The sequence below is a fragment of the Pseudomonas sp. 273 genome, from assembly GCF_029201425.1.
Lineage (GTDB): Bacteria > Pseudomonadota > Gammaproteobacteria > Pseudomonadales > Pseudomonadaceae > Pseudomonas > Pseudomonas delhiensis.
This window is the reverse complement of the sequence record NZ_CP116775.1, coordinates 4,042,356-4,058,482: the sequence shown is the minus strand read 5'-3', so window position 1 is coordinate 4,058,482 and position 16,127 is coordinate 4,042,356. Positions and strand designations below refer to the sequence as shown.

Annotated in this window: 17 protein-coding genes; 12 read left to right on the top strand and 5 right to left on the bottom strand. The window is 69.5% G+C overall.

Going from position 1 to position 16,127, the window contains the following annotated elements:
* Positions 1-1,575, bottom strand: a complete 1,575-nt coding sequence (locus PKO50_RS18445) for a cytochrome ubiquinol oxidase subunit I (protein ID WP_275626872.1) — start codon at positions 1,573-1,575, stop codon at positions 1-3.
* On the bottom strand, positions 1,575-1,772 hold the full coding sequence (gene cydP / locus PKO50_RS18440; RefSeq protein ID WP_275626871.1) for a cytochrome oxidase putative small subunit CydP: 198 nt from the start codon (positions 1,770-1,772) through the stop codon (positions 1,575-1,577). Before cydP ends, PKO50_RS18445 begins: the two co-directional genes overlap by 1 nt.
* A 183-nt stretch (positions 1,773-1,955) precedes the next feature.
* On the opposite strand from cydP, the gene PKO50_RS18435 reads away from it, so the two are divergent.
* A complete protein-coding gene (locus PKO50_RS18435) occupies positions 1,956-2,153 on the top strand; it encodes a DUF2892 domain-containing protein (protein ID WP_109936422.1) in 198 nt (65 codons plus the stop codon).
* 184 nt (positions 2,154-2,337) lie between these two features.
* On the top strand, positions 2,338-2,571 hold the full coding sequence (locus PKO50_RS18430; protein WP_089392213.1) for a metal-sensing transcriptional repressor: 234 nt from the start codon (positions 2,338-2,340) through the stop codon (positions 2,569-2,571).
* A gap of 44 nt (positions 2,572-2,615) precedes the next feature.
* On the opposite strand, the gene PKO50_RS18425 is transcribed toward PKO50_RS18430, so the two are convergent.
* From PKO50_RS18425 to PKO50_RS18415, 3 genes are all read right to left on the bottom strand, one after another.
* On the bottom strand, positions 2,616-3,410 hold the full coding sequence (locus PKO50_RS18425) for a sulfite exporter TauE/SafE family protein (RefSeq protein ID WP_275626870.1): 795 nt from the start codon (positions 3,408-3,410) through the stop codon (positions 2,616-2,618).
* Positions 3,411-3,420: 10 nt separating this feature from the next.
* On the bottom strand, positions 3,421-5,103 hold the full coding sequence (locus tag PKO50_RS18420; protein ID WP_275626869.1) for a bifunctional protein tyrosine phosphatase family protein/NAD(P)/FAD-dependent oxidoreductase: 1,683 nt from the start codon (positions 5,101-5,103) through the stop codon (positions 3,421-3,423).
* 83 nt (positions 5,104-5,186) lie between these two features.
* Positions 5,187-6,125, bottom strand: a complete 939-nt coding sequence (locus tag PKO50_RS18415) for an MBL fold metallo-hydrolase (RefSeq protein WP_275626868.1) — start codon at positions 6,123-6,125, stop codon at positions 5,187-5,189.
* 147 nt (positions 6,126-6,272) lie between these two features.
* Between PKO50_RS18415 and PKO50_RS18410 the strand changes: the two genes are divergently transcribed.
* The 10 genes from PKO50_RS18410 (at position 6,273) to PKO50_RS18365 (ending at position 16,112) form a co-directional block, all read left to right on the top strand.
* Positions 6,273-6,923: a peroxiredoxin gene (locus tag PKO50_RS18410; protein ID WP_244160936.1), complete on the top strand. Its 651-nt coding sequence runs from the start codon at positions 6,273-6,275 to the stop codon at positions 6,921-6,923.
* The gene (locus PKO50_RS18405; RefSeq protein ID WP_275626867.1) at positions 6,920-7,318 is read left to right on the top strand and encodes a metalloregulator ArsR/SmtB family transcription factor; all 399 of its coding nucleotides are present in this window, start codon (positions 6,920-6,922) and stop codon (positions 7,316-7,318) included. The genes PKO50_RS18410 and PKO50_RS18405 overlap by 4 nt, the downstream gene beginning before the upstream one ends.
* Positions 7,319-7,670: 352 nt before the next feature.
* Positions 7,671-8,618, top strand: a complete 948-nt coding sequence (mhpB, locus tag PKO50_RS18400; RefSeq protein WP_275630498.1) for a 3-carboxyethylcatechol 2,3-dioxygenase — start codon at positions 7,671-7,673, stop codon at positions 8,616-8,618.
* Between the two features lie 12 nt (positions 8,619-8,630).
* The gene (locus PKO50_RS18395; RefSeq protein ID WP_275626866.1) at positions 8,631-9,500 is read left to right on the top strand and encodes an alpha/beta fold hydrolase; all 870 of its coding nucleotides are present in this window, start codon (positions 8,631-8,633) and stop codon (positions 9,498-9,500) included.
* Positions 9,501-9,514: 14 nt separating this feature from the next.
* Positions 9,515-10,309 (top strand): 2-keto-4-pentenoate hydratase, encoded by a 795-nt coding sequence (gene mhpD / locus PKO50_RS18390; RefSeq protein ID WP_275626865.1) that lies wholly within the window; start codon positions 9,515-9,517, stop codon positions 10,307-10,309.
* 14 nt (positions 10,310-10,323) lie between these two features.
* Complete coding sequence (locus PKO50_RS18385; protein ID WP_275626864.1) at positions 10,324-11,253, top strand: acetaldehyde dehydrogenase (acetylating); 930 nt, start codon at positions 10,324-10,326, stop codon at positions 11,251-11,253.
* Entirely contained in the window at positions 11,250-12,263 is a 1,014-nt protein-coding gene (gene mhpE / locus PKO50_RS18380) for a 4-hydroxy-2-oxovalerate aldolase (protein WP_275626863.1), read from the top strand. The genes PKO50_RS18385 and mhpE overlap by 4 nt, the downstream gene beginning before the upstream one ends.
* 591 nt (positions 12,264-12,854) lie before the next feature.
* Complete coding sequence (locus PKO50_RS18375; RefSeq protein WP_275626862.1) at positions 12,855-14,834, top strand: methyl-accepting chemotaxis protein; 1,980 nt, start codon at positions 12,855-12,857, stop codon at positions 14,832-14,834.
* A gap of 220 nt (positions 14,835-15,054) precedes the next feature.
* Complete coding sequence (locus PKO50_RS18370; RefSeq protein ID WP_275626861.1) at positions 15,055-15,825, top strand: glycosyl hydrolase; 771 nt, start codon at positions 15,055-15,057, stop codon at positions 15,823-15,825.
* On the top strand, positions 15,822-16,112 hold the full coding sequence (locus PKO50_RS18365) for a hypothetical protein (protein WP_275626860.1): 291 nt from the start codon (positions 15,822-15,824) through the stop codon (positions 16,110-16,112). The genes PKO50_RS18370 and PKO50_RS18365 overlap by 4 nt, the downstream gene beginning before the upstream one ends.
* Positions 16,113-16,127 lie beyond the last annotated feature (15 nt).

Genomic DNA, 16,127 nt, shown 5'->3' with positions numbered 1-16,127 from the left:
TCAGGCGGTGGCCGGGCGCTGCGCGGCGCCCTGCTCGAAGTGGTAGCGGCCGGTGTGCAGGCTCGACGGGCCGAGGCGGGCGAACCTGATCATCAGGTACATCTCCACCACCAGCAGCAGGCTGTAGAAGGCGACCAGCGCGATCAGCGAGCCCCACAGGTCGTGGGTGCCCAGGCTGGAGGCGGACAGGTGCACCGGCAGCACCTCGCCGATGGACCACGGCTGGCGGCCGTGCTCGGCGACGTACCAGCCGGTCTGCGCGGCGATCCAGGGCAGCGGCAGGCTCAGCAGCGCCCACTTCAGCAGCCAGGGCTTGCGTTCCTCGTGCTTGCGCGCCGAGGCCCAGAAGGCGCAGGCGAACAGGGCGAGCATGAGGAAGCCGCAGGCGACCATGATGCGGAAGCTGAAGAACAGCGTGAGCACGTCGGGGATGGTGTCCAGGGTGGCCAGGCGGATCTGCTCGTCGCTCGCGTCGACCACCTTGTCGGTGTATTTCTTCAGCAGCAGGCCGTAGCCCAGGTCCAGCTTGACCGCGTCGAAGGCGGCCAGGGTGGCCTTGGAAGTGTCGCCGCCGTGCAGTTTCTCCAGCAGCGCATAGGCCGTCATGCCGTTGCGGATGCGCGCCTCGTGCTGCACCAGCAGGTCCTTGATGCCGGTGACCTCCTTGTCCAGCGAGCGGGTGGCGATGATGCCCAGCGCATAAGGGATCTTGATCGCGTAGTGGGTGCGCATCTGCTCCTGGTCGGGGATGCCGAACAGGGTGAAGCCGGCCGGCGCCTGCTCGGTGTTCCACTCGGCCTCGATGGCGGCCAGCTTGGTCTTCTGCACGTCGCCGATCTCGTAGCCGGATTCGTCGCCGAGGATGATCACCGAGAGGATCGAGGCCAGGCCGAAGGCCGAGGCGATGGCGAAGGAGCGGCGGGCGAAGCCCTGGTCGCGCTTCTTCAGCAGGTAGTAGCTGGAGATCGCCAGGACGAAGATGGCGCCGGTCACGTAGCCGGCGGCCACGGTGTGGACGAACTTGACCTGGGCCACCGGGTTGAACAGCAGGGCGCCGAAGTCGGTGAGTTCCATGCGCATGGTCTGGAAGTTGAATTCCGCGCCCACCGGGTTCTGCATCCAGCCGTTGGCGATCAGGATCCACAGCGCCGAGAGGTTCGAGCCCAGGGCCACCAGCCAGGTCACGCTCAGGTGCTGGACCTTCGACAGGCGATCCCAGCCGAAGAAGAACAGGCCGATGAAGGTGGACTCGAGGAAGAAGGCCATCAGCCCCTCGATGGCCAGCGGCGCGCCGAAGATGTCGCCGACGTAGTGGGAGTAGTAGGCCCAGTTGGTGCCGAACTGGAACTCCATGGTCAGCCCGGTGGTGACGCCGAGGGCGAAGTTGATGCCGAACAGCTTGCCCCAGAACTGCGTCATGTCCTTGTACACCTGCTTGCCGGTCATCACGTAGACCGACTCCATGATCGCCAGCAGGAAGGCGAGGCCCAGCGTCAATGGGACGAACAGGAAGTGGTACATCGCCGTCATGGCGAACTGCAGGCGTGACAGGTCGACTACGGCTTCGGAAATCATCACGGGGACTCCTTGGCGGGGGTGGATGTGGGCGCGGGGGTGCCCAGCAGGTGCGCGCTGACCTGCCGTTGGCCCTCGACGGGAAGGGTGGGGTGGTCGAACCAGATGGCCTTGATGGCCAGGAGCAGGGCCAGCTTGATCAGCACGATGGCCGCCAGTTCCCTGACCAGCTTCGGGGAGCGGATTGACGCACTCACTTGTGCACCTCTGGAGCGGCTGCTGTAATACCCCATAGGGTATTTCAGAAGTGCCCTTCCAATGAGATGGCAGATTGACGCAGCAGGCGCACGGACCTTCGTCCGGCGCCCAACCCGGCAAGCCGCGCCACTCATGTTCACCGTGCCGGATGACCCGCGCGGGAGCTGACCAAGGAGATCGTCATGAAAACGAATGTCGGGACTGTCGACCGCGCTGTGCGCATCATCGTGGGGCTGCTGCTGATCGGGCTGAGCCTCGCGGGCGTGATCGGCTGGTGGGGGTGGATCGGCGTAGTGCCGCTGGCCACCGGCATCTTCCGTTTCTGCCCGGCCTACCCGCTGCTGGGCATCAGTACCTGCAAGGCCTGCAAGCGAGCCTGACGCAGGGCGCGGGCCATGCCCGGCGGCTTCCCCGTCGCCGGGCTGGCTGTGCCCGGCGAACAGCGCTACCCTCACGTCCGGGCGCCGGGTTGCCAGGGATGGAAACCGCATGGGGCCGTCACCTCGGGATGCGCGTTGGAAGGTACACGTGAGTAGAAAAACCGATATCACCCCCCAGGAAGCGATGCTCAACCGCCTGGCCCGGATCGAGGGCCAGGTGCGCGGGTTGCAGGCCATGATCCGCCGGGGCGAGGAGTGCGAGACCATCGCGCTGCAGTTCCGCGCGGCGCGCAAGGCCCTGGACAAGGCCTACCAGGAGCTGCTCGCCTGCCTGCTGGAAGAGGCCTTCGACGACCGCGAGCAGGACCCGGCGCAGACGTTGCAGCGGGTCCGGGCGATCTTCACGAAGTACACCTGAAGGCGGCGCCTGCTCGCCCTGGCGCATGCCTGGCGAATGTCCCTTCATATGACGCCCAGCGCCCCCAGGCTGCGGTAGAGCATGTACAGCGCGGTGGCGCCGATCAGGCTCGCGGACACCAGGTTCAGGGTGCCCTGGCTGCGTGACAGGCGCGTCGCCAGCCAGGCGCCGCACAGCCCGCCGGCCACCCCGCCGCCAATGAAGACCACCGCCAGCGGCCAGTCCACCAGGCCCGAGCGTGCGTAGTTGAATGCGGTGGTCAGGCCGAAGGCGGTCACCGCCACCAGCGAGCTGCCCACGGCGAAGAGGATCGGCATGCGCGTGGCGGCCATCAGGCCGGGGACGATGAGGAAGCCGCCGCCGATGCCGAAGAATCCCGACAGGGTGCCGGCCAGGCCGCCGAACGCCGCCAGCCGCGGGGCGTTGCCGCGGCCCAGCGCCACCGCGGCGTCCCCCTCGCTGGCGCGCCCGAGCAGCATCAGCGCCGCCACCACCAGCATCAGCAGGGCGAACAGCACCAGCAGCTTCTGGCCGTCGAAGGCCTTGCCCAGGGACGAGCCGAAGAAGGCGCCGACCATCCCGACCAGCGCGAACACCGAGGCGCAGGGCCACTTCACGTTGCCCCGGCGGGCATGGTTGAGCAGGTTGGCGGCGGCGTTGGCGGCCACCGCCAGGGCGCTGGTGCCGATGGCGACGTGGGGGTTGTCGACGCCGACCAGGTAGACCATCAGCGGCACGGCCAGGATCGAGCCGCCCCCGCCGACCAGGCCGAGGGTGAAGCCCACCAGCGATCCGGCGGCGGCGCCGAGCAGGTACTGCAACAGGCTGAGGGTCGGCATCTCGGCCTCCTCAGGCGGACTGTTCGGCGTTGCGCCGGCCGGGCGCGCAGAGCCACTCGCGGCCCTTGAGCATGGCGTTCCAGTAGATGCCCGGCAGCGCCTCGGACTTCAGGTGCCAGGCCAGGCGCGACGGCTTGCGGCCGTCGAGCAGCCAGCGCGGGAAGGTGGGTAGCAGCTTGCCGCCGTAGCCGAACTCGGCGAGCACGATCTTGCCGCGCTCAACGGTCAGCGGGCAGGAGCCGTAGCCGTCGTAGGCCGCCGTCAGGGGCTGGCCGTCGAGGCAGGCGAGGGCGTTCTGCGCCACCACCGGCGCCTGCTTGCGTGCCGCCGCGGCGGTCTTGGCGTTGGGCGCGGCGCTGGCGTCGCCGAGGGCGAAGACGTTGGCGAAGCGCGCATGGCGCAGGGTGGTCGGGTCGACGTCGATCCAGCCTGCGTCGCCGGCCAGCGGGCTGCTGCGGATGAAGTCCGGGGCGGTCTGCGGCGGGCACACGTGGAGCATGTCGAACTCGCGCACTTCCTCGTGGCGCTGGCCGTCGGCATCGGTGCGGGCGAAGGTGGCGGTGCGCGCCGGGCCGTCGACGGCCGCCAGGGTCGAGCCGAAGTTGAGCTGGGCGCGGTAGCGCTCGACGTACTCCATCAGCGCCGGCACGTAGTCCGCCACGCCGAACAGCGCGGCGCCGGCGGTGTGGAACTGGATGTCGATGCCGTCCAGGCGGCCGCCGCGCAGCCAGTGGTCGGCGGACAGGTACATGGCCTTCTGCGGCGCGCCGGCGCACTTGATCGGCATCGGCGGCTGGGTGAAGAGCGCGCGGCCGCGGTGCAGGCCGCGCACCAGCTGCCAGGTGTAGGGCGCGAGGTCGAAGCGGTAGTTGGAGGTCACGCCGTTGCGCCCGAGGGTCTCGGCCAGGCCGGGGATGGCGTTCCAGTCCAGCTTCAGGCCGGGCGCCAGGATCAGCACGCGGTACCTCAGGCTGGCGCCGTTGGCCAGGATCACCCGGTCGTCCTGGGGCGCGAAGGCCGCCGCGGCGGAGCGCTCCCAGGCCACGCAGTCGGGAATCAGCGCCGCCATCGGGCGCACCGTGCGGTCGGGGGTGAAGACGCCGGCGCCGACCATGGTCCAGCCCGGCTGGTAGTAGTGCTCCGTGGCCGGCTCGACCATGCAGATGCTCAGGTTCTGGCGGCGCTTGAGCAGGCTGGCGCAGGTGGCCAGGCCGGCGGCGCCGGCGCCGATCACCACCAGGTCGTAGAGGGGCTCGCCGCGTGCCGGGCGCGGGCCGGCGGCCGCCTGCAGGCGCGGGCGCAGCTGGCCGAGGTCGAAGCCGGCCCTGGCGGCGCGGGCGAGTATGTCGTCCAGGGGCCGTTGCCCCGCCTGGGACAGCGCCCAGAGCGTGGCCGAGCGGGTGCCGGTGCGGCAGTAGGCGAGCGTCGGGCCGCTCTGGCCGGCGAGGGCGGCGGCGAAGGCGCGCACGTCGGCGTCCCCGATGGCGCCGCTGATCACCGGCAGGTAGACGAAGGCGAGGCCCTGGTCGGCGGCGGCCGCGGCCATGGCCCGGCTGTCCGGCTGGCCGTCGGCCTCGCCGTCGGGGCGGTTGCAGATCAGGCCGCGGATGCCGGCGGCGGCCAGGGAGGGAAGGTCTTCGGGGTTCAGTTGCGGGGCGACGCAAAGGCCATCGTCCAGGGGCAGACGTTGCATGGCGGGTTCCTCTTCTTCTTTCGGCGGCGCAAGGCAAGGGGAGGGCGGCGGGACAGCGGCCGTCATGGCCCGCCGTCGGCGGCTCAAAGCAGGTTCAGCGGCAGCTTGAGGTAGCGCACGCCGTTGTCTTCCGGCTCCGGCAGGTGGCCGCCGCGCATGTTCACCTGCACCGAGGGCAGCATCAGGCGCGGCATCGGCAGGGTGGCGTCGCGGGCGTCGCGCATGGCGACGAACTCGGCTTCGCCCACGCCGTCGTGGACATGGACGTTGCCGGCGCGCTGCGCGCCGATGCTGGTTTCCCAGGCGTAGTGGTCGCGGCCCGGGGCCTTGTAGTCGTGGCAGAGGAATACCCGCGTGCGCCCCGGCAGGCCGAGCAGCCGGCGGATGGAGCGGAACAGCGTGGCGCTGTCGCCGCCGGGGAAGTCGCAGCGCGCCGTGCCGTAGTCGGGCATGAACAGGGTGTCGCCGGGGAATACCGCATCGCCGATCACGTAGGCCATGCAGGCCGGGGTATGCCCGGGCACGTGCAGGGCGATGGCCTGCAGGTTGCCGATGCGGAAACTTTCGCCATCCGCGAAAAGATGGTCGAACTGGCTGCCGTCGCGGGCGAAGGCGCTGCCGGCGTTGAAGATCTTGCCGAAGGTCTGCTGCACCCGGGTGATGCGTTCGCCGATGGCCAGGCGGCCGCCCAGGCGCTCCTGCAGCAGCGGCGCGGCGGACAGGTGGTCGGCATGGGCGTGGGTCTCCAGCAGCCAGGCCACCCGCAGGTCGTTGGCCTGGATGAACGCCATCAGGCCCTCGGCCGATTCCTGGCGGGTGCGGCCGCTGGCCTGGTCGAAGTCGAGCACGCTGTCGATGATGGCGCAGGCGTTGCTGGCGGGGTCGCGCACCACGTGGCTGACGGTGAAGGTGGCTTCGTCGAAGAAGGAGGTGACCTGAGGGGCGAGGGCGCGGCCGGCGGCGGCGTCGTCGACCAATGCGCTGGCGGCGGCCAGGGCGGCATCGGCATGGTGGGCGGACATGGGGGACGTCTCCTGCGGCATTGACCTGAATCATGCTTACACTATTTCTTTAATAGTGCAATTATGAAAACGTCGAAGTGTCGGCGTCGACGCTACCGGGCCGGGGCGGTAGCATGACGGCCTGTTCAGCCGAGGATCTGGATCACCGTGGAAGCCAATGCCTGTGCCGCTCCCTCCATGCCGCCGCTGCGCCAGAACGACCGTGCGCCGGAGTTCCGCGCCCGCACCACCCGTGGCGACGTCGCCCTGAGCGACTACCGCGGCCGCTGGCTGCTGCTGTTCTCCCACCCGGCGGACTTCACCCCGGTGTGCACCAGCGAGTTCATCGCCTTCGCCCGCGCCAAGCCGCGCTTCGACGAACTGGGCTGCGAACTGCTGGCCCTGTCGGTGGACGGCCTCTACTCGCACCTGGCGTGGATACGCGACATCCATGAGCGCTTCGGCGTGGCCATCGACTTCCCGATCATCGAGGACCCCTCCATGGCCATCGCCCGCGGCTACGGCATGGTCGCCCCCGATGCGGTGGACAGCTCGACCACCCGGGTCAGCTACGTGATCGACCCGGAGGGCATCATCCGCGCCCTGAGCTGGTACCCGATGAACGTCGGCCGCTCGGTGGAGGAACTGCTGCGCCTGGTCGCCGCGCTGCAGGCCACCGACCGGCACGCCGCCTCCACGCCGGAGGGCTGGCAGCCCGGCGGCGCGCTGCTGGAGCCGGTGGCCCTGGATGCGCACGAGGCGTTGCAGGTCGAACCCGGCCCGGACGAAACCTGGTACTACCGCTGGAAGAAACCATGAAAACCCCGGCCGACGAGGGCCTGGAAGCCCTGAAGGAGCGCGCCAACGACGCCGCCGAGCTGCTGCGCCTGCTGGCCAACCCGACGCGCCTGCTGCTGCTCTGCCAGATCGCCCGCGGCGAGTGCTCCGTGGCGGAACTGGAGCGCGACCTCGGCCTGCGCCAGCCCGGCCTGTCGCAGCAACTGGCGGAGTTGCGGCAGAACCAGCTGGTGAAGACCCGCCGCGAATCCCGCTCGATCTACTACAGCCTGGCCGACGCCCGCGTGCAGGTGCTGCTGGAAGCACTGCACGAGGCACTGTGCGGCGACCCGCAGCTGCAGCAGGCGACCAGGCCCCCCGCCAGGATGGCGCCGGCGCCCGGGGAGAGCGCGCGTTTCGCCCGGATCGAGCGCTAGGTCAGCGGCGCCACCGCGTCTTTTGCCGTCTTCGGTACGGTTTCATCTTCTGCTGCACGGGGCTCCCTCGTTAGCGGGCTGGCCTCGCCCGAAGCCGCCCGGAAACCGGGCGGGCTTCGCCTGCATGGCAGGCAGCGAAGCAGGGGCGCTGTGTGCCGTACCGGCGCCGCGCAGGGTTTCTGCGCTATCGGGATAAGCCCTTCCGCCAGGGGAGCGTGGGGCGGCGGCTTTCTTCCTATGATCTCGACGAGTCGCCGAGCTACCCGTAGCTGCGTTGGCTGCTTGCCGTGTCCATGGAGTGCCTGCCCTTGAATACCCCGATGACCCAGATTCCCTGCCGTAGGTGCTGGCGATGAGCGCCTACCTCCAATGCCTTTCGCATTCGCCGCTGATCGGGCACGTGGACCCCGCGCCGGAAGTGCTGCAGGAGGTCGCCGACGTGGTGGGCATGGCGCGCGACCGGATTGCGGCGTTCGCGCCGGAGCTGGTGGTGTTGTTCGCGCCGGACCACTACAACGGCTTCTTCTACGATGTCATGCCGTCTTTCTGCATCGGTGTCGCCGCCCATGCCATTGGCGATTTCGGCACGCTGAGCGGCACCCTCTCGGTGCCCAGGGCGCTGGCCGAGTCCTGTGCCGGCGAAGTGCTCAAGGCCGGCGTCGACGCGGCGGTTTCCTACCGCATGCAGGTCGACCACGGCTTTGCCGAGCCGCTGGAGCAATTGCTCGGCGGGCTCGACCGCTATCCGGTGATTCCCGTCTTCATCAATTCGGTGGCGCCGCCGCTGCCCGGGTTCCAGCGTGCCCGGCTGCTCGGCGAGGCCATCGGCCGTTTCGCCCGTTCCACCGGCAAGCGCGTGCTGTTCCTCGGCTCCGGCGGGCTGTCGCACCAGCCGCCGGTGCCGGAGCTGGCCAAGGTCGACGCGCGCATGGCCGACCGCCTGATGGGCAGCGGGCGGAACCTGCCCGCCGACGAAAGGGAAGCGCGGCAGCAGCGGGTGATCCAGGCGGCGCGGCGTTTCGTCGAGGACCCCGGTTCCCTGCATCCGCTCAACCCCGAATGGGACCAGCAGTTCCTCGACATCCTCGCCCAGAACCGCCTGGGCGAGCTGGATGCCCTGGGCAACGATCAGTTGTCGGCCATCGCCGGCCGCTCGACCCATGAGGTGAAAACCTGGGTGGCCGCCTTTGCCGCGCTCTCCGCCTTTGGCGCCTACCGCGTACATGACCGGTACTACCGGCCGATTCCCGAGTGGATCGCCGGTTTTGGCGCCCTTGGCGCCGAACCTGAACAGAACTGAAGGATGCCGCCGATGACCACGACGAACAGGGCGCCGAACGACGCCGCCAGCAGCCGCTTCGCCCGCATCCGCGAAGGCGACCTGGACCTGCAACTGCACTACAACGACCTGGGCGAGGGCGCCGAGACCGTGGTGATGCTCCACGGCTCCGGCCCCGGCGCCAGCGGCTGGGCCAACTTCAGCCGCAACCTCGAGCCGCTGCTGGCCGCCGGCTACCGGGTGGTGCTGATGGACTGCCCCGGCTGGAGCAAAAGCGACCCCATCGTCTGCCGCGGCTCGCGCTCGGACCTCAACGCCACGGCGCTCAAGGGCCTGCTCGACGTGCTGGGGCTGGAACGCGTGCACCTGCTCGGCAACTCCATGGGCGCCCACAGCGCCGTGGCCTTCGCCCTGGCCAACCCGCAGCGCGTCGGCAAGCTGGTGCTCATGGGCGGTGGCACCGGCGGCGCCAGCCCCTTCGTGCCGATGCCCACCGAGGGCATCAAGCTGCTCAACGGCCTGTACCGCGAGCCGACCATCGACAACCTGAAGCGGATGATGAACGTCTTCGTCTTCGACCCCAGCGACCTCACCGAGGAACTGTTCCAGACGCGCCTGGACAACATGCTCAGCCGCCGCGAGCACCTGGACAACTTCGTCGAAAGCCTCGCCGCCAACCCCAAGCAGTTCCCCGACTTCGGCTCGCGCCTGCACGAGATCCAGGCGAAGACCCTGATCGTCTGGGGCCGCAACGACCGCTTCGTGCCCATGGACGCCGGCCTGCGCCTGCTCGCCGGCATCCCCGACGCCACGCTGCACGTGTTCAACAACTGCGGCCACTGGGCCCAGTGGGAACACGCCGAACCCTTCAACCGCCTGGTGCTGGACTTCCTCCAGCACTGAATCCGAGGTGCCCCATGACCATCAGCCAAGAGACCCTCGAACGCCTGGCCGCCGACCTGCGCCGCGCGGAAACGCAGGGCGAGGCCATTGCCCCGTTGCGTGACACCCTCGGCGCGGAGAACGGCGAGGCCGCCTACGCCATCCAGTGCCTCAACATCGCCCACGCCCTGGCCGCCGGCCGGCGCCTGGTCGGCCGCAAGATCGGCCTGACCAACCCCAAGGTCCAGGCCCAGCTGGGCGTGGACCAGCCGGACTTCGGCGGCCTGTTCGCCGACATGGCCTACGGCGACAACGAAGTGGTGCCGTTCGGCCGCGTGCTGCAACCGAAGATCGAGGCGGAGATCGCCCTGGTGCTGGAACGCGACCTGCCCGGCACCGACACCACCTTCGCCGACGTCATCAATGCCACCGGCTGGGTGCTGCCGGCCCTGGAAATCGTCGGCAGCCGCATCGCCAACTGGAACATCCGCTTCGCCGACACCGTGGCCGACAACGCCTCCAGCGGCTGCTTCGTGCTCGGTGGCCCGGCCCGCCGCCTCGACGGCCTGGACCTGCGCGGCGCGGCCATGCGCATGACGCGCAACGACGAATTGGTGTCCAGCGGCAGCGGCGCCGAATGCCTGGGCCATCCGCTCAACGCGGCGGTGTGGCTGGCGCGCACCCTGGCCCGCCTGGGCGACCCGCTGAAGGCCGGCGACATCGTCCTCACCGGCGCCCTCGGGCCCATGGTGGCGGTGGCCGCGGGCGACCGCTTCGACGCCGAGATCGACGGCCTGGGCCGTGTCGGCGTGACCTTCAGTGCCGAATGAGCAGAGAGAAAACCATGAGCAAACGCAAAGTCGCCATCATCGGCTCCGGCAACATCGGCACCGACCTGATGATCAAGATCCTGCGCAACGCGCAGCACCTGGAAATGGCCGCGATGGTCGGCATCGACCCGGCCTCCGACGGTCTGGCCCGCGCATCACGAATGGGCGTGGCCACCACCCACGAAGGCGTGGAGGGCCTGACCCGCCTGCCGATCTTCGACGAGATCGACTTCGTCTTCGATGCCACTTCAGCCGGCGCTCACGTGAAGAACGACGCCTTGCTGCGGGGCCACAAGCCCGGTCTTCGCGTGATCGACCTGACCCCGGCCGCAATCGGTCCGTATTGCGTGCCGGTGGTCAACCTGGAGCAGCACCTGCAGGCACTGAACGTGAACATGGTGACCTGTGGTGGGCAGGCGACCATTCCGATGGTGGCGGCCGTGTCTCGCGTGGCCAAAGTCCACTACGCGGAAATCATCGCTTCCATCGCGTCGAAGTCCGCTGGTCCGGGTACCCGCGCCAATATCGACGAGTTCACCGAGACCACCTCGAAAGCCATCGAAGTCATCGGCGGGGCGGCCAAGGGCAAGGCGATCATCATCATGAACCCGGCCGAGCCGCCGCTGATCATGCGTGACACCGTGTACGTGCTCAGCGAATCGGTCGATCAGGCCAAGGTGGAAGCCTCGATTGAAGAGATGGCCGCCGCCGTGCAGGCCTACGTCCCCGGTTACCGCCTGAAGCAGAAGGTGCAGTTCGACGAGGCCCGCGACCTGAACATCCCCGGCCACGGCCGTTTCAGCGGTTTGAAGACCTCGGTCTTCCTCGAAGTCGAAGGCGCCGCCCACTACCTGCCGGCCTACGCCGGCAACCTCGACATCATGACCTCCGCCGCGCTGGCCACCGCCGAGCGCATGGCGCAAGCAATGGAGGCCTCGGCATGAGCCAGAAACTCTATATCTCCGACGTGACCCTGCGTGATGGCATGCATGCCATCCGCCACCAGTACTCGCTGGAAGACGTGCGTGCGATTGCGAGCGCCCTTGACCTCGCCAAGGTGGATTCCATCGAAGTGGCCCACGGCGATGGCCTGCAAGGCTCCAGCTTCAACTACGGCTTCGGCGCGCATACCGACCTGGAATGGATCGAAGCGGCGGCGGACGTGGTCAACCACGCCAAGATCGCCACGCTGCTGCTGCCGGGCATCGGCACCATCCACGACCTGAAGGCTGCCTACAACGCCGGTGCTCGCGTCGTGCGCGTGGCCACCCATTGCACCGAAGCGGACGTCTCCAAGCAACACATCGAGTACGCCCGCGAGCTGGGCATGGACACGGTGGGCTTCCTGATGATGAGCCACATGCAGACGCCGGAAGGCCTCGCGCAGCAGGCCAAGCTGATGGAGAGCTACGGCGCCACCTGCATCTACGTGGTGGACTCCGGCGGGGCGATGAACATGGATGACATCCGTGCGCGCTTCCGTGCCGTGAAAAGTGTTCTGAAGCCCGAGACCGAAACCGGCATCCACGCCCACCACAACCTCAGCCTCGGCGTGGCCAACTCCATCGCCGCGGTGGAGGAGGGCTGCAACCGCATCGACGCCAGCCTGGCCGGCATGGGCGCCGGCGCCGGCAACGCGCCGCTGGAAGTCTTCATCGCCGCCGCCGACAAGCTTGGCTGGCACCACGGCACCGACCTCTACGCGCTGATGGACGCGGCCGACGACCTGGTGCGCCCGCTGCAGGACCGCCCGGTGCGGGTGGACCGCGAAACCCTGGCCCTGGGCTACGCCGGCGTCTATTCGAGCTTCCTGCGCCACGCCGAAGTGGCCTCGGCGAAGTACGGGATCAAGGCCGTGGACATCCTCGTCGAGCTGGGCAAGCGGCGCATGGTCGGTGGCCAGGAAGACATGATCGTCGACGTGGCCCTGGACCTGCTCAACGCACCGACCTAGCCCCTGTAGGAGCAGGCCCTGCCTGCGATTCGCGCCCAGGGCGCGCTCCTACAAAGGCACGGTGCAGGGGCAACCCGGAGCGGATCTCATCCGCGAATCGCGCCGGAACCCCCGGCTATCGCGGACAAGGTCCGCTCCTACGGTGGGCCCCACCTCGACTGTAGGAGCAGGCCCTGCCTGCGATTCGCGCGCAGGGCGCGCTCCTACAAAGGCACGGTGCAGGGGCAACCCGTAGGAGCGGATCTCATCCGCGAATCGCGCCGGAACCTCCGGCTATCGCGGACAAGGTCCGCTCCTACGGTGGGTCCCACCTCGACTGTAGGAGCAGGCCCTGCCTGCGATTCGCGAGCAGGGCGCGCTCCTACAAAGGCACGCTGCAGGGGCAACCCGGAGCGGCTCTCATCCGCGAATCGCGCCGGAACCTCCGGCTATCGCGGACAAGGTCCGCTCCTACGGTGGGCCCCACCTCGACTGTAGGAGCAGGCCCTGCCTGCGATTCGCGCGCAGGGCGCGCTCCTACGAAAAGCACGCCGTCGCGTTGGCTTGGCGGCCGGGACGACATGATCGTCGACATTGAAAACGGGCCCCACCATGCTGGCCAACCTGTCGCTGAAGAGCAAACTGCTGCTGACCGTCCTGCCGCTGACGACGCTGATCTACCTGGCGACGGTCGTGCTGGTCTACCAATCGAGCAAGGCCTCCACCGAGGCGCTGGCCGAGGTGGCCGTGCAGGCCATCGTGCAGCAGCAGGCTGCGGAGATTTCCTCGTATTTCGATGGCGCCATGCATTCGGGCCGGGTGACCGCGGACATGCTCGCCCGCGAGCTGGCCGATGGCGTGCTGCCGGACCGCCGGCTCGGCGAGCAGCTGCTGGAGGCGCTGTTGCTGGACAGCCCCCAGGTCAGCATCGCCTGGTGGGTGCCATCGCACGCCGATGCAGCGGATGCGCTGTGCTGGTTGCGTGACGCGCAGGCCGTGCAGGCCGCGACGGCCGAGCAGTGCGAGTCGGTGGTCGAGGCCCTGGGCGGCGCCGCCGGCGAGCGCGAGAGCGTGGCGTCGCCCCGCTCGCCGGCGCGGGCCGGCCTGACGAAGGCGGTGATTCCCGTGCTGCTGCCGGTGCGGCAGAACGGCCACCTGGCAGGGCACCTGGGGCTTGGCCTCGACGTGGAGAAGCTCCAGGCGAAGGTGGCCCAGCTGCGGCCACTGGGCGTCGGCCTGGCGGCGCTGACGGCCAACGACACCACCCTGGTCGCCCATCCCGATCCCCGGCGCGTCGGGCGGCACACCGCCGAGACCGAGTCGGATTTCCTCGGCGACCACCTGCAGACGATGGTCGACGCGGTGCGCAACGGCAAGCCGCTGTCGATCCGCTTCCTCTCGCCGGCGATGGGGGAGGAGGTGTTCATGCTGGCGGTGCCGGTCGCCATAGGCGCCACCGGCGCGCCCTGGTCGTTCGGCGCCGCCTTGCCCAGCGCGGCATTGCTGGGCGGGGTGAAGGCCCTGGCAGTGCAGTTGCTGGTGCTGGGCGGCCTGGCCGCGGCGCTGATCGGCGGGCTGATCCTCTGGCTCGGCCGCGCCATGACGCGGCCCCTGGATGCGGTGGTGAAGGCGATCCGCGAACTGGTGGCGGGGGAGGCCGACCTGTCCTCGCGCCTGCCGTTCGAGGGGCGCGACGAGCTGGCGGTGCTGGTCCGGGAGTTCAACCGCTTCCTCGACATCATGGCCGCCCTGGTGCAGGAGATAACGGCGACCAGCCAGGCCTTGCAGGGCGCGGCCCAGGCGCTGCAGGAGGAAAGCCAGGTCACCGGCCGCGGGGTGGACACCCAGCGCGACGAGATCGGCCAGCTGGCCACCGCCATGCGGCAGATGTCCCAGGGCATCGAGGAGGTGGCCGGCAACACCGACCAGGCCGCCCAGGCCACGCGCGAGGGCGACCAGGCCGTGAGCCACGGGCAGGCCACGGTCGCCTGCCTGAACGAGGCCATTGCCGAGGATGCGCGGACGCTGGAGCAGATCTGCACCCTGACCGGGCAGCTGGAGTCCGCCAGCGAGGACATCGGCACCGTGGTGGCGGTGATCCGCGGCATCGCCGAGCAGACCAACCTGCTGGCGCTCAACGCCGCCATCGAGGCGGCTCGGGCCGGCGAGCAGGGGCGGGGGTTCGCGGTGGTCGCCGATGAGGTGCGCGCCCTGGCGCGGCGCACGCACACATCGACCCAGGAGGTGTACCGCAGCGTGTCGATGATCCAGGAGCGCACGCGAACCGTGGTCGGCATGCTCGAGAAGAGCCGCAACACCTCCCTGGGCAACGTCGCCAGCGCCCGCGAGGCCAGCGACGCCCTGCACCGCATAACCCGGATGATCGGCCAGGTCCGCGACATGAGCCAACAGATCGCCAGCGTGACCGGCCAGCAGGCCTCCACCAGCGAGCAGCTCTCCCACAGCCTGGCCTCGATAGCCAGCTCCGCCGACGCTGCCTCGCTCAGCGCCGGGCAGGTGCGCCGTCGCAGCCATGACCTGCAGGCACTGGCGGAGCGCCTGGGCGCCCTGGTCAGCCGGTTCCGCCTGTAGCCGTTTCCTCGCCATGCCCGTGGCCCGGCCCTCGCAAGCCGGGCCTCGTGCGTTGCCGGGAAAGCCTTGCCGCGCGCGGCGTGCAATTGATCCAGGCCACTAATCTGCGCACAGCGGATAACCCCTGCAGTGGCGGGATAGTCCCCGCAGCCCCCTTCCCTAGAGTGGAATCGCCTTGGTCGTCGGCCAGAAGACCATCCTTGTGTGCGAATCCAACGCTATGACAAAACTCATCAGTATCGAAGCATCCTCCCCGCAGCAGGGCGCCCGAGGCCCGGGCCTGCCGCGCCGCGCGCTGAACGCGCTGGCCGTGGTGCTGCCCTGGGCGATCATCGGCGGCCTGCTCTGGGCGGGCCTGTTCATCAAGCCGCAGCCGGTCGGCGGCAGCGTCACGCCGCCGCCCCTGGAGCGCCGCGACCAGTTCTACGGCCTGGCCCAGCTGCCCGACGGCACGGTCCTGGCCTGCGGCTCCAACGGCAAGGTCCTGGCCATCTCCGCCGACGGCCGCATCAGCCGCCAGGAAACGCCCAGCGACAAGCCCCTGCAGGACATCGCCGCCTGGGATGCGAACCACCTGGTGGCCGTCGGCAACGATGGCGTCATCCTGCACAGCGACGACGCCGGCCGGCACTGGCGCCTGGCCGACGACGTGCCGCGCTCGGCGGTGGCCAACAAGCTCAACCGGGTGCGGGTGGGGCCGGCGGGGCTGGCGATCGCCGTTGGCGAGATGGGCGCGCTGCTGGTCAGCCATGACTTCGGCGCCCACTGGCAGCGCCTGCGCGAGGAAGAGGACGTCGCCTGGAACGACGCCGCGCTGCTGGACGACGGCCGCCTGGTGGTGGTCGGCGAGTTCGGCCGCATCCTGCTCAGCCAGGACCTCGGGGCGCACTGGGAGGAGATTCCCGCCCCGGTGCCCGGTTCGCTGATGGCCGTGCGCTTCCGCGATGCCGCCAATGGCGTCGCGGTGGGGTGGAGGGGACGCTGCTGGTGACCCGCGACGGCGGCCGGCAGTGGCAGCCGGTCGAGCTCGGCGTGCATGACCACCTGTTCAGCGTGATCTGGAACCCGGCGCAGCGGCAATGGCTGGCCTTCGGCGCCCTCGGCCGCTGGGTCGCCGGCAGCGTCGGCGCGGGCGACATCGCCTGGCGCAGCGGCACGCTGGATGCGCGCGACCTGTCCTGGCACACCGGCGCGCTGTCCAGCGGCAAGCAGACCTGGCTGGCCGGCGACGGCATCGGCCGCTGGGACGGCCGCCACTGGTCGCCGCTGAAACCCTGACCTGCCTCGTCCACT

Excerpts from the sequence above, each read along its gene's own strand:
- PKO50_RS18445 (WP_275626872.1), bottom strand. The coding sequence starts at position 1,575 with ATGATTTCCGAAGCCGTAGTCGACCTGTCACGCCTGCAGTTCGCCATG.
- PKO50_RS18435 (WP_109936422.1), top strand. The coding sequence starts at position 1,956 with ATGAAAACGAATGTCGGGACTGTCGACCGCGCTGTGCGCATCATCGTG.
- PKO50_RS18430 (WP_089392213.1), top strand. The coding sequence starts at position 2,338 with ATGCTCAACCGCCTGGCCCGGATCGAGGGCCAGGTGCGCGGGTTGCAG.
- PKO50_RS18425 (WP_275626870.1), bottom strand. The coding sequence starts at position 3,410 with ATGCCGACCCTCAGCCTGTTGCAGTACCTGCTCGGCGCCGCCGCCGGA.
- PKO50_RS18420 (WP_275626869.1), bottom strand. The coding sequence starts at position 5,103 with ATGCAACGTCTGCCCCTGGACGATGGCCTTTGCGTCGCCCCGCAACTG.
- PKO50_RS18415 (WP_275626868.1), bottom strand. The coding sequence starts at position 6,125 with ATGTCCGCCCACCATGCCGATGCCGCCCTGGCCGCCGCCAGCGCATTG.
- PKO50_RS18405 (WP_275626867.1), top strand. The coding sequence starts at position 6,920 with ATGAAAACCCCGGCCGACGAGGGCCTGGAAGCCCTGAAGGAGCGCGCC.
- mhpB (WP_275630498.1), top strand. The coding sequence starts at position 7,671 with ATGAGCGCCTACCTCCAATGCCTTTCGCATTCGCCGCTGATCGGGCAC.
- PKO50_RS18395 (WP_275626866.1), top strand. The coding sequence starts at position 8,631 with ATGACCACGACGAACAGGGCGCCGAACGACGCCGCCAGCAGCCGCTTC.
- mhpD (WP_275626865.1), top strand. The coding sequence starts at position 9,515 with ATGACCATCAGCCAAGAGACCCTCGAACGCCTGGCCGCCGACCTGCGC.
- PKO50_RS18385 (WP_275626864.1), top strand. The coding sequence starts at position 10,324 with ATGAGCAAACGCAAAGTCGCCATCATCGGCTCCGGCAACATCGGCACC.
- mhpE (WP_275626863.1), top strand. The coding sequence starts at position 11,250 with ATGAGCCAGAAACTCTATATCTCCGACGTGACCCTGCGTGATGGCATG.
- PKO50_RS18375 (WP_275626862.1), top strand. The coding sequence starts at position 12,855 with ATGCTGGCCAACCTGTCGCTGAAGAGCAAACTGCTGCTGACCGTCCTG.
- PKO50_RS18370 (WP_275626861.1), top strand. The coding sequence starts at position 15,055 with ATGACAAAACTCATCAGTATCGAAGCATCCTCCCCGCAGCAGGGCGCC.